Annotated in this window: 17 protein-coding genes; 6 read left to right on the forward strand and 11 right to left on the reverse strand. The window is 65.6% G+C overall.

From position 1 onward, the window contains the following. Positions 1–111 precede the first annotated feature (111 nt). The 9 genes from Q0Q36_RS11040 to hemB all read right to left on the reverse strand — a co-directional run bounded on the left by Q0Q36_RS11040 (position 112) and on the right by hemB (position 8,259). On the reverse strand, positions 112–1,311 hold the full coding sequence (locus tag Q0Q36_RS11040) for a UxaA family hydrolase (RefSeq protein ID WP_293798145.1): 1,200 nt from the start codon (positions 1,309–1,311) through the stop codon (positions 112–114). After that, positions 1,308–1,622: a UxaA family hydrolase gene (locus Q0Q36_RS11045; protein ID WP_293798146.1), complete on the reverse strand. Its 315-nt coding sequence runs from the start codon at positions 1,620–1,622 to the stop codon at positions 1,308–1,310. The genes Q0Q36_RS11040 and Q0Q36_RS11045 overlap by 4 nt, the downstream gene beginning before the upstream one ends. A 30-nt stretch (positions 1,623–1,652) precedes the next feature. Then, a complete protein-coding gene (locus tag Q0Q36_RS11050; RefSeq protein WP_293798147.1) occupies positions 1,653–2,300 on the reverse strand; it encodes an RraA family protein in 648 nt (215 codons plus the stop codon). A 111-nt stretch (positions 2,301–2,411) separates the two neighbouring features. Beyond that, the gene (locus Q0Q36_RS11055; RefSeq protein ID WP_293798149.1) at positions 2,412–3,176 is read right to left on the reverse strand and encodes an arginyltransferase; all 765 of its coding nucleotides are present in this window, start codon (positions 3,174–3,176) and stop codon (positions 2,412–2,414) included. A 115-nt stretch (positions 3,177–3,291) separates the two neighbouring features. Continuing rightward, complete coding sequence (locus tag Q0Q36_RS11060) at positions 3,292–3,765, reverse strand: RDD family protein (protein WP_265058851.1); 474 nt, start codon at positions 3,763–3,765, stop codon at positions 3,292–3,294. A 56-nt stretch (positions 3,766–3,821) separates the two neighbouring features. Further along, positions 3,822–5,066 carry a threonine ammonia-lyase gene (locus tag Q0Q36_RS11065; RefSeq protein WP_293798151.1) on the reverse strand — a complete coding sequence of 415 codons (1,245 nt, stop codon included), beginning with the start codon at positions 5,064–5,066 and terminating at the stop codon, positions 3,822–3,824. 39 nt (positions 5,067–5,105) lie between these two features. Further along, positions 5,106–6,446, reverse strand: a complete 1,341-nt coding sequence (locus Q0Q36_RS11070; protein ID WP_293798153.1) for a branched-chain amino acid ABC transporter permease — start codon at positions 6,444–6,446, stop codon at positions 5,106–5,108. A 202-nt stretch (positions 6,447–6,648) separates the two neighbouring features. Beyond that, a complete protein-coding gene (locus tag Q0Q36_RS11075; protein WP_293798154.1) occupies positions 6,649–6,987 on the reverse strand; it encodes a GatB/YqeY domain-containing protein in 339 nt (112 codons plus the stop codon). Between the two features lie 222 nt (positions 6,988–7,209). Then, complete coding sequence (gene hemB, locus Q0Q36_RS11080) at positions 7,210–8,259, reverse strand: porphobilinogen synthase (protein WP_293798155.1); 1,050 nt, start codon at positions 8,257–8,259, stop codon at positions 7,210–7,212. Positions 8,260–8,439: 180 nt separating this feature from the next. Between hemB and Q0Q36_RS11085 the strand changes: the two genes are divergently transcribed. The 5 genes from Q0Q36_RS11085 (at position 8,440) to Q0Q36_RS11105 (ending at position 12,865) form a co-directional block, all read left to right on the forward strand. After that, positions 8,440–8,811, forward strand: a complete 372-nt coding sequence (locus Q0Q36_RS11085) for a hypothetical protein (RefSeq protein ID WP_293798157.1) — start codon at positions 8,440–8,442, stop codon at positions 8,809–8,811. Positions 8,812–8,938: 127 nt separating this feature from the next. Continuing rightward, positions 8,939–9,994, forward strand: coding sequence for an enoyl-CoA hydratase/isomerase family protein (locus tag Q0Q36_RS11090; RefSeq protein WP_293798158.1), 1,056 nt, complete (start codon positions 8,939–8,941; stop codon positions 9,992–9,994). Between the two features lie 2 nt (positions 9,995–9,996). After that, on the forward strand, positions 9,997–10,437 hold the full coding sequence (locus tag Q0Q36_RS11095) for a DUF6163 family protein (RefSeq protein ID WP_293798160.1): 441 nt from the start codon (positions 9,997–9,999) through the stop codon (positions 10,435–10,437). Between the two features lie 374 nt (positions 10,438–10,811). After that, positions 10,812–11,324, forward strand: coding sequence for a winged helix DNA-binding protein (locus tag Q0Q36_RS11100; RefSeq protein ID WP_293798162.1), 513 nt, complete (start codon positions 10,812–10,814; stop codon positions 11,322–11,324). A 296-nt stretch (positions 11,325–11,620) separates the two neighbouring features. Further along, complete coding sequence (locus tag Q0Q36_RS11105; protein ID WP_293798164.1) at positions 11,621–12,865, forward strand: L,D-transpeptidase family protein; 1,245 nt, start codon at positions 11,621–11,623, stop codon at positions 12,863–12,865. 78 nt (positions 12,866–12,943) lie between these two features. Here Q0Q36_RS11105 and Q0Q36_RS11110 read toward each other — a convergent pair whose 3' ends face one another. Next, positions 12,944–13,294 carry a hypothetical protein gene (locus Q0Q36_RS11110; RefSeq protein WP_293798166.1) on the reverse strand — a complete coding sequence of 117 codons (351 nt, stop codon included), beginning with the start codon at positions 13,292–13,294 and terminating at the stop codon, positions 12,944–12,946. Between the two features lie 153 nt (positions 13,295–13,447). After that, entirely contained in the window at positions 13,448–14,659 is a 1,212-nt protein-coding gene (locus Q0Q36_RS11115) for an MFS transporter (protein WP_293798168.1), read from the reverse strand. 68 nt (positions 14,660–14,727) lie between these two features. Here Q0Q36_RS11115 and Q0Q36_RS11120 point away from each other — a divergent pair, with 68 nt between their 5' ends. Beyond that, complete coding sequence (locus Q0Q36_RS11120; RefSeq protein ID WP_293798169.1) at positions 14,728–15,195, forward strand: helix-turn-helix domain-containing protein; 468 nt, start codon at positions 14,728–14,730, stop codon at positions 15,193–15,195. Positions 15,196–15,271 lie beyond the last annotated feature (76 nt).

Consider the following 15,271-nt stretch of genomic DNA (forward strand, 5'->3'; position numbering starts at 1 on the left):
CGTTGTTCAGCCCGTGGTGGACTTGCTGCTCGTTAGCGGCAAGTGATGTAGATTATGCAACTAAAGGTTGTTATTTTCTTACCGCCGCCTGCCGGATTGCGCTTCGTTTGCTCAAGCCGCCGGCAGGCAGGCGGGTCCGAGCGGCTCGAAGCTCTTATAGGTCAGGATGAATTCCTGATGGCCGAGCTCTTCCGACTTCGTCCGGCCGCCCTGGCCAAGCGAGACGACGAGGTCGCGGATTTCCATGCCGACCTCGTCGAGCCCGGCGCGTCCTTCGAGGATGCGCCCGGCATCGACATCCATGTCCTCGGACATCCGGCGATAGGTCTCGGGGTTCGCGCAGATCTTCACCACCGGCGAGATCGCCGAGCCGACGACCGAGCCGCGTCCCGTCACGAACAGCACGCAATGCGCCCCACAGGCGATCAGCTCCGCGATCTCGGCATTGTCGTTGATGTTCGGGAAGCCGAAGCGGACCTCGCCATCCGGGACAACGTCGAGCAGATAGAGCCCGCCATGCGGCGGCACGTCGCCGGGCTTGATCAGGCCGGAGATCGGCGAGGCGCCCGATTTGGCATAGGCGCCCATCGATTTCTCCTCGATGGTCGAAAGCCCGCCTTCGGCATTGCCCGCGGCGAAGGAGCCATAGCCCAGCGTCGCGTAATAGCGCGCCGCCTTGGCCACGGATTTCTCCAACTCCAGGCCAAGCTCGGGCGTGATCGCGCGCGCCGCCATGATGTGCTCGCAGCCGATCAGTTCGCCGGTTTCCTCGAAGATGCAGGCGGCGCCCTCAGCGATGAGCTGGTCGAATGCGCGACCGGCTGCCGGATTTCCGGTGATGCCGGAGGTGCCGTCCGAGCCGCCGCAGACCGTGCCGACCACGAGTTCGGACACCGCCATCGGCACCGTCTCCTGCGCGTCGAGCAGGGCGCGCTGCTCCTCGACCCAGGCGCGGCCCTCGCGGATCGAGGCGCGGGTGCCGCCGGTGCCCTGGATGATGAGCGTCTTCACCGGCCGGCCCGTAGCGCGCACCGCCCGCTCCAACGCGTATTTGTTGAAGCTCTCGCAGCCGAGCGAGACCAGCAGCACCGCCCCGACATTCGGATGGGTGCAGAGCTGCTCCATCATCCGCTCGGCATAAGGGTTCGGATAGCAGCCGGGAAAGCCGATGGCGTGGACGCCTTCCTCGCGCCAGGGCAGGGCGATCTCGCGCGCGACATGGTGGGCGCATTCGACGAGATAGGCGACCGCGACGGTGTTGCGGATGCCCTTGCGCCCGTCGGACCGGAGATAGCCGCGCATCGTGCTCATGCCGAGGCTCCCGCCTTGCGTTCGTCTTCGAGATGATAGGTCGGCGTGTAGTCGCTGCGCATGTTGTGAACATGGACATGCGCGGCGGGCGCGATCGCCTCGGTCGCGACGCCGATCGGCGCGCCGTATTTCAGGATTTTCTCGCCGGCCGCGATGACGCGCCGCGCGACCTTATGGGCGAGCGCGATGTCGCGATCGAGCACCGCCGGACCGGTGCCGGTCTCGATCGTCTCGCCGGCTTTGAGGCGAACCCGCGCGACGAGGACGTTATCGCGCGGATCGAGCAGGATGAGGCGCGGATCGTGGGTCATGATGAGCCGCCCTTCGAAGGAGGGATCACGTCAGAACTTGCCGTACTGCAGATAGGCCTTCTGCGGGTCGGTGCCGGCGAGGATCGCGGTGCGGACCTTGTTCTCGGCTGAGATCGCCGTCTCCGACTTGTCGAGGACCTCCTCGATGATCTCCACGGGGATGCGGACGACGCCGTCGCGATCGGCCAGGATATAGTCGCCCGGACGGATCCAGACCTCGCCGATCTTGATCGGCTCGTCGACCGCCTTGGGCAGCCAGGCGCCGACGATGTCGCGCGGCGTATAGGCCTTGAAATAGGCCTGGAAGCCCATCTCGACCATGAACTCGGTGTCGCGCGAGAGCCCGTCGATGACGCAGCCGCGCACGCCCTTGTTCTTCAGCGTCTCGGCCGAGAGCTCGCCCATCAGCGCGATCTCGTTGGTGTTCGGCTGGCAGACCCAGACATGGCCGGGCTTGGCGGCGGAGAGCAGGCCGGTCCAGCCCAGCAGCGTCTCATGCGCGTCGAATTCGCCGGTCTTGCCCTCGACCGTGAAGGCGGGGCCAGCCAGCTTCTGGCCGGGCAGGAGGGGGCGCAATTCCGGCGGCAGGACGAAGTCCGTCAGGCCCATCGCCCGCATCGTGTCGTGGATGATGCCGGTATAGCAGCGCTCCAGCCTGTCGGTCAGTTCCTGGCTCATCATTCCTCCGCTTCGGCCTCTGTTGCGGCTCCGCCGCCATGGCCGTTGCTGCCAGAGTGTCGGGCGGAGAGGAGTGCGGCAAGCGCGTTTTCTGCGCGTCGCGGATGCGTTTCAATCGGTTGAATCGTTCCGGTCGACGCGCTCCCAGCCTTGCGGCATCAGGCGCTCCTGCGGCAGGAAGCGCGATTTGTAGGCCATCTTCGGCGAACCATCGACCCAGTAGCCGAGATAGACATAGGGCAAGCCGAGGCGCCGCGCCCGGGCGACATGGTCCAGCACCATGAAGGTGCCGAGCGAGCGCAATTCCAGCCCGGGATCATAGACCGAATAGACCATGGAGAGCCCGTCCTTGAGCGTATCGGTCAGGGCCATGGCGAAGAGATCGCCCTGGCCCCGCCCGGTGAAGCCGGAATCGGGGCCGCGGCGGCGATATTCGATCAGGCTGGTCTCGACATGGGTGTCCTCGACCATCATCGCGAAATCGAGCGCCGACATCGTCGCCATGCCGCCATCGGGGTGGCGTTCGTCGAGATAGGAGCGGAACAGAGAATAGTGCTCCGAGCGCGGCCGCGGCGGCAGGGCCTCGCCGATCAGGTCGCTGTTGCGGGCGAGCACCCGGCGGAAGCCGCGCGACATCCTGAAACCGTCGACGCAGACGCGAACCGAAACGCAGGCACGGCAAATTTCGCAGGCCGGGCGATAGGCGATGCTTTGCGAGCGTCGGAAGCCACCCTGTGAGAGCACATCATTGAGTTCGCGCGCTCGCGAGCCGACGAGATGCGTGAACACTTTCCGCTCCTCGCGCCCCGGCAGATAGGGGCACGTGGTCGGTGAGGTCAGGTAGAATTGCGGGGCATCCCGCAATGGGCGCGTCACGTCGGCTGGCTCCCCGGAAGCTTCCGACTCTCAATGTAACATCGGCCGCACCAGCAACAAGCATGGCGCGGCCGATCAGAGGTAGATTCGCGGTCTTTTGACCTGGCTCAACCCGTCAGGCGCGAACGACCACGAGCCCCGTCAGCAGGTCATGGCCCATGCGCCGGTCCTCGCGGGCGAAGCCGCAGGCGACGTCGACGAGCCAGAGCAGGAACGTGCCGGCCGCGACATAGAACAGCAGCGCATGCACCGCGGCGGCCAGTCCATCGGGGCGCCCGCCGCTGGCGGTCTCGACCTTGAGGCCCGCGACGCGCATGCCCCAGGTCGATTGCTTGCGCCCGCCGATCGTCAGCGCAGCATAGCCGAGCGCGGTCGCCACGGTGGCGACCGGGATCAGAAGCCATGTCGCGCCGAAGGTGACGACGCCGAGCACGGCCAACAGAACCAGGACCAGCCAGCCCAGGAAGAACAGCACGACGATGTCGACGAGCCAGGCGAACAGCCGCGATCCAAGAACGCCGCTGACGTTCTGGTAGGGACGCGGCTCCAGTGCCGTGATCGGCGGCTGGCCATAACGGGTATCGCTCATCGGAACTTCGATCCTCCATCGGCGCGCGGAAACTGGCGCCGGGAGATAATGTTTGATCAGCGGGCCGGTTCCGCAAGACCTCGGGGGAGAATCCGCCGCGGCGCGAAGCCGTTCCTGGCGAGCGCATCCTCGATCGCGCGCGAATGCGCCGCACCGCGCGTTTCCACGGTGACGTCGAGCGTCACACCCTTGGCGGGCACATCAAGGAAGAGCCGGCCATGGCTGACCTCGAGGATATTGGCGCCTTCCTCGCCGAGCAGGCTGGCGATGCGGCCGAGCAGGCCCGGCCGGTCGCTGGTGGTCAGGCGGAAGGCGACGATGCGGTCGTCGCGCTCCAGTTCGCGCACCATGATCGCGGCGAGCAGGCGGGTGTCGATATTGCCGCCGGTGAGCACGAGTCCGACCTTGCGGCCGGCATAGCGCTCGGGCTCCTTCAGCATGGCGGCGAGGCCGGTCGCGCCGGCCCCTTCCGCAAGGCTGTGCTGAAGACTGGCATAAGCGTTCACGGCGCGCTCGATCAGGTCCTCGCCGACGAGCACGATGTCGCCGACGAGCCTCGCGATCACCGGCAAGGTGAGCTGGCCGACGGTCTTCACTGCGATGCCTTCTGCGAGCGTCGGGCCGCCGATCGGCTGGTCTTCCATCCGCACGGCATTGAAGAAGGAGGGATAGAGCGCGGCTTCGACGCCGATCAGCTCGATGCCCGGCTTGATCGCCTTGGCTGCGACGGCGTTGCCGGCCATCAATCCACCGCCGCCGAGCGGGATGATGAGCGTGTCGAGATCGGGCGCATCGGCCAGCATCTCGCGCGCCAGCGTGCCTTGTCCGGCCATCACGGCCGCATCGTCATAAGGATGGACGAAGGTGAGCTGTTCGGCTCCGGCGAGTTCATGCGCCTTCTGGCTGGCTTCCGACAGCGTCTCTCCATGGAGCACGACGCGGGCGCCATGGGCGCGCGTGTTCTCGACCTTCACCAGCGGCGTCGTCTCGGGCATCACGATCGTCGCGGGAATGCCGAAGCGTTTCGCGTGATAGGCGACAGCCTGGGCGTGATTGCCGGCCGACATCGCGACGACGCCCCGCGCCCGCTCGACCTCGCTCAGCGTCAGCAGCTTGTTGACCGCGCCGCGCTCCTTGAAGGAGGCGGTCGCCTGCATGTTCTCGTGCTTCACCAGCACGGTCGCGCCGGTCAATTCGGACAGACGTGGCGCCGGTACCAGCGGCGTACGCAGCACATGTCCGGCGATCCGCCCGGCCGCGGCGTCGATATCCTCGGGGGTAATCGCGAAGCTTTCGCTCATGCTCAGTCTCGATTCCGTCGGGAGGCGAAGGAGAGGGCCTCACACGCGACGTGGCGTCAATTCGCCGTCGCCGAAAAAGCCGCCGGGGCGCCAGATCAGCACGATCGCGAGCAGCGAATAGACGGCGAGGTCGCGCTGCTCGATCGGCAGCGTCGCCGACCAGACGGCTTCGAAGGCGGCGATGAAGAGGCCGCCCAAAGCCGCGCCGCTGACCGAGCCGATGCCGCCGAGGATCGCCGCGACGAGCGCCTTCAGGCCGAGTGAGAAGCCGCCGGCGAAGCCCATGCCGCCATAGATCACGGTGACGATGACGCCGGCGATGCCGCAGGCCGCGCAGGCGATGATGACGGCGACGTCATGGACCGCGCGGGCATCGACGCCGAACAGCGCTGCGGTCTTGGCATCATCAGACACCGCCCGCCAGGCGCGGCCATAGGCCGTGCGTCGGATCAGCATGACGACGCCGAGGGTTGTGCCGAGCCCGATCAGCGCCAACGCCAATGCGAGCGGGTTCAGCGTGACCACGAAATTGCCGGCATGAGCGAGCGCGATCGGCGTGTTGAAGACGGGCGGCAGCCAGCGCAGTTCCGGCCCTTGCGCCAGCCGGAGATATTCCGACATCGCGATGGCGAGCCCGATCGTAGCGATCAGCATCTGCTGGCCGGTGGCGCGTTCGAGATGGCGCAGCACGAAACGGCCCATGGCGAAGCCGTGCAAGGCGCAGACGGCGATCGCGACGGTGAAGGCGACGACCAGGCCCGAGATTGGCGTCGAGACCGAAAGCGAAAGCAGCAGCGCCACGCCGACGACCGAAGCGAGCGCCCCCAGCGCCGCGAATTCGCCGAAGCTCAGGATGATCCGTCCGGTCAGGCCGTAGACCAGGGCATAGGCCGCCGCGAGCATGCCGTAGATCGCCGCCGAGGGCAGGGCGCCCAAGCCCTGCTGCAGGCCATAGGCGAGGCTGGCCGGGATCGCCGGCAAGGTCTCGGCCGAAGGTTCTGCCGGGTCGGGCGGCGGCGAGGCCCGGTCCTCCAGATAGAAGCGCCGCAGCAGGTAGAAGCTCGCATCGCCCATCGGCCGCCCGTCCGAGGCGATGCCGACGAGTGCTCCGCGGCTCGGCCCCGTGCCTTCGCTGGCGAACAGGCAGTCGATGCTGCGGTGGCGCGACAGGCCGTCGCCGAGCTGGACCCGGTAGAGCAGCCTGAGGGCGCGCGGCACCGGCCCCTTGGTGGTCCGTTCGATCTCGATATGGGCATTCGGCGGATTGAGCGGCGGGATGGCCTGCCGGCAGAGCCGCATCTGGTCCGTATCGAAATCGGCACCGCAGCCCGCGAGGGCGAGTGTGACGACGGCCAGAATCGACAGGAGGAGCGGGCGCATGCGAGCGCAACGGTAGCGCCTGCGGGGCCGCGCTGTCATCCCGTGCGCGGTGCGGCGCGAAGCGGTGCGCCGCAGACACGGGACCGTCTGCAGAAAAAGGCGCCTTTTTCGGAGCACGATCCCGCATCTGCGCAGCGACATTGCATGTCGCAGCGCGTGCGGGATGACCTTTCGGCTGGCGTATCGGCGACGGACCGATCGATTAGTCCGAACTGCCCGCGTTGAGGTAGCGACCCAGGATCTGAGCCTCCTCCGCCAGTTCCTGAGCCTTGTCGGCGCGGCCGAGACGTCGATAGTCCTCCGCCGCATCGTTTTGGGCCCGGATTTCGGCCTCGATCAGTTCACGAATATCGTCACGGCTCAGCGCCTGGCGCGGAACCTCGACGGCGCTGTCGCCGAAGGCATGAAAGACATACTTGTCATGCCGGTCTCCGACCGGGACGGCCTGCGCATTGTCGATCGCGGAGATCAGTCCGCGCAGGGTCGTCACCTCGGCGGTCTTTCGATCGCGCATCGCTATCCGCAGATCGGCCTTCAGCATGGCCAGGAAACCCTGGCTTTCATCCGTCGTCATATCGAGACCATAGATGTTCCTGGGAGCGCGCTGTCGTCCCGTGCGCGGTGCACCGCGCAGCGATGCGCCGCAGACACGGGACCGTGTGACAAGAAGGCGCCTTTTCCGGAAGGCGATCCCGCATCTGCGCAGCAGCGCTATCGTGCCGCAGCGCGTGCAGGATGACACCGTCTGCTAAGATGCCTTCGCTTACGCGCCGGCCTTCAGCTTTTTCGCCACGCGCGGCGCGAAATAGGTCAGCACCCCGTCGGCGCCGGCACGCTTGAAGGCGAGCAGGCTCTCCAGCATCGCCTTGTCGCCGTCGAGCCAGCCATTATTCGCCGCGGCCATGATCATCGCGTACTCGCCGGAGACCTGATAGGCGAAGGTCGGCACGCGAAAATGGTCCTTCACCCGCGCCACCACGTCGAGATAGGGCAGGCCGGGCTTGATCATCACCATGTCGGCGCCCTCTTCGAGGTCGAGCATCACTTCCGCGATCGCCTCGTCGGAATTGGCCGGATCCATCTGATAGGTGCGCTTGTCGCCGACGAGGGTGGCATTGGTGCCGATCGCGTCGCGGAACGGGCCGTAGAAGGCCGAGGCGTATTTGGCCGCATAGGCCATGATCTGCACGTCCTCATGGCCGTCGCCGTCGAGCGCCGCCCGGATCGCGCCGACGCGCCCGTCCATCATGTCGGAGGGGGCGATGACGTCGGCCCCGGCATCGGCCAGCGCCAAGGCCTGCCCGACGAGAATCTGCACGCTGGCGTCGTTGAGGACGCGCTCGCCCTCCATCACGCCGTCATGGCCATGCGAGGTATAGGGATCGAGCGCCGCATCGCAGATGATGCCGATCTCCGGCACCTCGCGCTTGATCGCGCGCACGGCGCGGCACATCAGGTTGCCGGTATTGAGCGCCTCGGAGCCGGTCGGATCGCGTAGCGCTTTGTCGACATAGGGGAAGGGCGCGATGGCAGGGATGCCGAGAGCGGCTGCCTCGGCCGCCTGGCGCACGGCTTCCTCGATATTGAGCCGGTCGACGCCGGGCATCCATTCCACCGGCGAGCGGGCTTCGCTGGAATCCATCAGGAAGATCGGCCAGATCAGGTCGTCGGTCGTCAGTGCCGATTCCCGCACCAACCGGCGCGACCATTCCGCCTTGCGGTTGCGGCGCATGCGGCGCGTCAGGCCGAGCGACGGTACGTCTTCATGGCGGGATTTCGGGGTCGGGAAAGGCCGCACGACCGGGGATTCCATGGCAACTGCCTCAAGCGATGAACGGTACAGGCGCGGTTGTCGTCATGCGGGCGAAACCGACCGATCGCTTCTTTATCACATCGGAACGATTCCAAAACAGGGCGCATGGTCGCAACTTTGCCGGCGTCACTCCGTAGTGCCGCTCTCGACCTCTAGCAGCCGCTCGTTACTCGTGAGACGATGATCGACCAGCTGAGCGTCGAGACTGGCTACGCCAGTTTTAGCAATGCCCTGAAAAGTGCGTATCGGAAGAGGGGCCTGATGCGTCCATCGTTACTTTGGATCGCTACAGCTACAGCATTGGCGCTGGCCGGTTTAGCGCTGCAATATCCTGACATTCATGGGCGCAGGCCGCTATTAGCCGACCTACAACGCGAACTTGGTTATCCCCCAGATGCTTGGTGGGAAGTTATTGTTTGGCCGTTGGCGTTTTTTGCGGGCCTGACTGTTGTAATGATGGCGTGGTTCATGGCGAGGTCGCTATTGCCTCAAAAGAAGCCTTCGTCGATTGAGACTTCAAATCGCTGGAAGCCACCGATGGAAGGCGACTAGCCGGGACTTTCTGAACGCGCGGGCTTCCGCTTTCGACCCAAGCTCACATCCACATCGACACGCACCTCGCGTTGACAAGCCATCCCCCGCCTTCCAGAACCGCTGCCTACGGAAGCGGGATCGGACCATGACTGAGGATCGCGAGATCATCTGCGAGATTCGCGGCGCCGCCGGCGTCGTCGTGCTCAACCGGCCGAAGGCGCTGAACGCGCTGAGCCTCGGCATGGTGCGCGAGCTCGCCCGCGCCCTCGATGCCTGGGAGAACGATCCGCAGGTCACGCGCGTCGTCGTCGTGAGCACGAGCGAAAAGGCTTTTTCGGCCGGTGGCGACATTCGTTGGCTGCATGATTGCGGCAAGGCCGGCCGCCATGACGAGATGCTCGCCTTCTGGGGCGAGGAGTACATCCTAAACCACCGCATCAAGACTTATCCCAAGCCCTATATCGCGTTGATCGACGGCATCGTCATGGGCGGCGGCGTCGGCATATCCTTGCATGGCAGCCATCGCATCGCCGGCGACCGCTATCTCTTCGCCATGCCGGAAGTCGGCATCGGCTTCTTCCCGGATGTCGGTGCGACCTATGCGCTGCCCCGCCTCGATGGCGGCTTCGGCAGCTTCCTTGCGCTCACCGGCGAGCGGGTCGGCGCGGCCGATGCGCTGGCAGCCGGACTCGCAACCCATGGCGTCCCCAGCGAACGCATGGACGAGCTGGCCGATGCACTGACGAAGCCCGGCTCCATCGACGACATCCTCGCCGGCTTCACCTTACAGCGCGGCCCCGGCCCCTTGCACGCAGAGAGGGCGATGATGGCAGAGACCTTCACCGCGGCAGCCCTGCCGGAGGTGATCGCGCGCCTGCGCCGGGCTGCCGAAAAGGGCAGCGCCTTCGCTGGCAAGCTGCTGCAGACCCTCATGGTGAAGTCGCCGACCAGCGTCGCCATCGCCTTCGAGCAGATGCGGCGCGGCGCCGGTCTCGATTTCGCCGAGGCGATGCGCACGGAATACCGCGTCGTCTCGCGGATTGCTCGGGGGCACGACTTCTATGAGGGCGTGCGCGCCGTGGTGATCGACAAGGACCAGGCGCCGCGCTGGCAGCCGGCCACGCTGGACGAGGTCCGGCAGGCCGATATCGACGCCTATTTCGCGCCGCTCGGCGCCGACGAACTGAAGCTGGAGGGTTGAGCTTGGGCCTGGGCGGAGACGGCGAGGCCCTGCGCGGCGCCCGGGCGGGTGAGGACGAAGGCAAGCAGGCGAACCGCTGGCGGGTGCTCCTCGTCTGGTTTCTGCGTCTGCTCTCGGCCTTCTGGCTCGCAAAGGGGCTGACGGCCTGGATGGTGATATTCGGCCTGCCCGGCAATCCGCAGCCGCCCTTCGAGAACCGCCTGCTGAGCTACCAGGCGATCATCGTCTATTTCGCGGTGATCGATCTCGTCGCCGCTGTCGGCCTCTGGCTGACTTCGACCTGGGGCGGAGTGCTCTGGCTGCTGGCTGCGATCAGCCAGATGCTGCTGGGTTTCTTCTTCCCACGCTTCGTGCCGATGACGGCCTGGCTCGTCGGCCTCTATATCGCACTGATCGCCGTCTATTTCCTGGCGACCTGGGCGGCCGAGAACGAGGCCGAATAGCTGGCGGCTCGCCGGCAGAAGGTGTCTTCCCGCACGCGCTGCGGCGTGCAATGCCGCTGCGCAGATGCGGGACCGTCATCCGAAAAGGGCGCCTTTCTCGTCACGCGGTCCCGTGTCTGCGGCGCACCGCTGCGCGCTGCGCCGCGCACGGGATGACAGTGCGGGTTAGCCGCCGAGCCTCTCGATTGCGCCGAGTCATGGTAAGAATCGCTTTAGCTTAAGCGTTTCTGGCTTCACTTACGATTCACCCAAAGGGGTAAATCCCTGATTCATCCTGATATTTAAACTCGTTTTCATCGGAGCCATCATATGGTGTGTTTCAGAAGCGGACCGGGAGATAAATCCTGGCCGACACACAACAGGCGGGATATACCATGAAAGCGAGTGTCAAGACTTCGGAATTTGCCAAGACGAGCGAAGCAGAACTCAACGTGAAGCCTCTTTATCTTGAGTCCCTCACGCTGGTGGAGCGTCTGCATCGCCGTCTGCTCGACGTCATCAAGGACGAGTTCGAGCGCCGCGGCCGCGACGACGTCAACAGCGTGCAGGCCCTGCTGCTCTACAATATCGGCGATGCCGAGCTGTCGGCCAGCGAGCTGCGTACCCGCGGCTATTACCTCGGCTCGAACGTCTCCTACAACGTGAAGAAGCTGGTCGAGCTCGGCTATCTCCACCATGCCCGGTCACGCATCGACCGCCGCTCGGTGCGGATCAGCCTCACCGAAAAGGGCGCTGCCGTGCACGATATCGTGAAGGGCGTCTACGACAAGCATGTCCGCACGGTCGAGCAGATCGGCGGCATCGCGGCCGACGACTTCGAGCGGATGAACAACGCCCTGCTGCGCCTGGAGCGCTTCTGGACCGACCAGATCCGCTACAAGCTCTGAGATATCAGCCGGTTTCCGGCGACTGCCCGCCTGGCAGGGGCACGACAGGGATATCATCCCGGTCGTGCCTATACGGCTTTGTCGAGCTGCGATCTCGACTGTGGTTTTGCTGCCATGCATGCGGCAAAACGTTGCCATGCCCTAAATTCGCCTCTGTCATCACGCCTCGTTAACTGTGCTAGGACACCGTCGAGCATCGAGAGGTCGTCCGTCGTCATTGCGTCGTCAGCGTCGCCCGTTCAGGCGGCGTTTTCTTGTGGCCTTTATGCATGCGTGAAGTCGTGAAGAGGGAAGAGATGTCGCAATTGAGCCTGACCCGCCGCGAAACCGTGCTGGCCCTGCTGTCGGGTGTCGCCACGGCTGCCGCCGCACCGGCGCTCGCCCAGCAGGCCGAGTGGCGCCAGAGCTACGATGCCGGCGCCCGCAACGCCGTGGCGCGGTCCTCGACCCCGATGCTGTCGGCCGAGGCGCTGCAGGCGACCGAGCAGGCGATCGTGGCCTATCGCGACCTCGCCGCGCGTGGTGGCTGGCCGCAGGTTCAGTTGCCCGATCGCATGAGCGTCGGCGCCAAGGGACCGGGCGTCGTGGCTCTGCGCCGCCGCCTGATCGTCACCGGCGATCTCGATGCTTCCGCCGGCGAAAGCGCCATCTACGATTCCTATGTCGAGGCGGGCGTGCGCCGCTTCCAGTCGCGCGTCGGCCTGTCGACCACGGGTGCGATCAACCGCGCCACCGTCGTCGCTCTCAACGTGCCGATCGACCGCCGAATCCGCCAGCTTGAGACCAATGTCGTTCGGCTGCGTACCTGGTCGGGCAATCTCGGCGGCCGCTATGTCGTCGCCAATATTCCAGCCGCGATGGTGGAGACGGTCGAGAACGGCCATGTCGCGACGCGCCACGCCGCCGGCGTCGGCAAGATCGATCGCCAGTCGCCGCTGCTGCAGACCAAGATCCCCGAGGTCAATTTCAACCCGACCTGGACGGTTCCCGCTTCGATCATCAAGAAGGACCTCATCCCGAAGATGAGGAAGGAGCCGGGTTACCTGACCGAGAACAAGATCCGCATCATCTCGCCCAGCGGCGGCGAGATTTCGCCGGCCAGCGTCAACTGGAATTCGGACGAGGCGACACGCTATACCTTCCGGCAGGATCCGGGCGGCGATTTCAATTCTCTCGGCTTCGTGCGCATCAACATCCCGAGCCCTTACGGGGTCTACATGCACGACACACCGTCGAAGGGAATCTTCGGCGACGATTACCGTTTCGTCTCTTCGGGCTGCATGCGTGTCCAGAACGTGCGCGACTATGTCGCCTGGCTCCTGAAGAACACGCCCGGCTGGGACCGAGCCAAGATCGACGAGACCATCAATTCCGGCCAGCGCGTCAACGCTCGTATCGCCGATCCGGTGGCGTGCTACTGGGTCTATATCACCGCCTGGGCGACGCCCGATGGCGGCGTGCAGTTCCGCGACGACATCTACAATAAGGACGGCCTCGGCCCCGAGCCCGTCGCTGCCCTACAGGGCGATCAGGACATCTGACGCTTCCGCTTCACATGCGTTTCGAAAAGCCCGCCAGTTTCCGGTGGGCTTTTTTCTTGGCTGGAACGCGGAGTGACCTCAGCGCGTCAGCCAGGATGGCATGACATAGCCTACGCAGCGCGCTTCCCCCGGCCCCGGATTCATCACCTCGAAGGCGGGCACCGGGCAGTTGTTTCCGGGAGCGGGATTGTTGAGCTTCGCGATTCGTCCGTTTCCGTCAGGAATCTGGCGAAGCACAGCCACAGACCCGCCCGGATAGTATTGCCGGTTGAGTTGCCATCCCTCGGCGGCGGCCTCCTGGCTCATCAACGGCATCGACAGCACGAAGACGCTCGCGCCGCCAAGAAAAGCCTGCTTGACCCGCCTCGAGATGGCTGGGGCCGAATCTGGAACGCGAGACGCGTTCTGTTTTGGGGCGTTCTGTGTCATCGGGAGGCATCCAGCATTGCGTTAGGTCGGACGCAGCAAGCTGCAAGCCATAAATTGTTAACCATAAAGGCGGCGGCGCGGCGTTCTCGCTGCACGGCCCGCTATCGGCACGGGGGCGTGCGTGAGACGTGTCCGGGCCGCGTTCTCGGTCGATCAGTTTCGCGATTGTGAAAGCCTGCGGAAGAATGCCAGAGCGGCCACCAGCGCCATGGTCGCCAGCAGCCAGGCTGTTCCGCCATACAATCCGTCGTAGCCATGGGCGGCGATGAGAGGCGTGCTGGCCAGCGGCGAGCAGAACTGGCCGATGAAGATCGAGGCGGTCAGGATGCCTCCGGCCAGGCCTCGGGAGCGCCGAGGCGCGAGCTCGAGCGCCATCGCCACGAAGCTGGGCGAGACCAGTGCATAGCCGGCACCGATGAAGAGGGCGGCCGCAAAGAGCGATTGGGGCGACGCGGAGCGGGACAGAAGCAGGAAGCCCAGTGCCATCGCGCCATAGCCGGCCGCGAAGATGCCGGCTGAGCCGATCGCCCGCTGGGTGCGCCGGTAGAGCAGGGCGGAACCACCGCCCGCGATCATCAGCAGCCCGAGGACCGATCCCGTCATGACCGCGCTATCGTAGCCCCGGGCCTCCAGGAAGAACGAGATCTGCGTGGGCATCAGGAAAAAGACCATGTTCGTTACGCCTTGCAGCAGGACCAGCACGGCGAGCAGGCTGCGCCAGGACGGACGTTCCTCCTGGTCCTTCGCGGACGCGGCGCCTGGTCGAGTTGAGATGCGCGGCGGCTCGACGATCGCCAGCCACATCAATGGCAGGGTGAGGGCGGCGAGCCCGTAGATCGCGAAGGGCAGGCGAGGCGACAGGGTCGCCGCCCAGCCTGCCAGCGAGATGAAGACGAGCCCGCCGAAATTCCGCGCCGAGATCTGCAGGCCGGTCAACGCATTGCGGTCGTCGCCGGTGAAATAATCGCCGACCAGCGCGGTCTGCGCGGTCATGATTAGGGCAACGGCGATACCGAGCACGAGACGGCTCGTGAAAATTGATGGCAGGTCGGGCAGGACAAGCCCGGCACAGCCTGCGATCACGAACAGCACGACGCCAGCCAGCAGCATGACGCGTCGGCCGATGCGATCGGCCGCGAAGCCTGCCAGCGGCGCAAGCAGCGCGACGCTCAGCGACGGCGCGGGCACCAGCAGGCGCGTCAGCAGCGCGGCGTTCGGGTCCTCAGTGAACAGACGCTCGATGCCGGGCAACGCCGGGCTGATCGTCGCATTCGCCATCGTGGTGAGCGATGCCGCCATCAGCAACGCGACGGCGTGCGGCTTCTGCCAGATCGGCCTTTCTCGTGTTGCAGCAAGGCTTTCCATGATTTTACCTCTTGTCGAATTGATCCGTTCGGCAGAGCCTACGAATTCAAGTCGACTTGAGGTCAAGCATGCTGCTTCTGGATATCGGAGAGGTCGCGGAACGCTCCGGCGTGCCGGCCTCGGCCCTGCGCTACTACGAGGAGATCGGCCTGATCCGCTCGGAGGCGCGGCGCGGGTTGCGGCGGCAATACGATCCGGACGTGCTGCTCAGGCTGTCGCTGATCGGGCTCGGCAAGACGGCTGGCTTCTCGCTGGACGAGATCGCCGCGATGTTCGGCGCGGACGGGCAGCCGAACATTCCGCGCGAACAGTTGCGGGCGCGGGCGGACGAATTGCAGCGGCAGATGATCGGGCTCAGGACGCTGCGCGATGCGCTGCGCCATGTCGCGGATTGCCGGGCGCCGACTCACCTGGAATGCCCGAGTTTCCGGGCGCTGTTGAAGACGGCGTCGCGCCGTCCGCTCGCCTACGCGCCGTCCCGCCCGGAAGTGGAGAAGAATTTGCTGCCGAAGCGCCGAAAGCGGGGCGATCGATGACGTAGGGGCGCCGCTGTCGCCGGATGGTCATCTATCGCTTGGACAGCCCCCCGCCGCATGATAGGGGAGCCGCGAC

It is taken from the genome of uncultured Allobosea sp. (assembly GCF_945957345.1).
Taxonomy (GTDB): domain Bacteria; phylum Pseudomonadota; class Alphaproteobacteria; order Rhizobiales; family Beijerinckiaceae; genus Allobosea.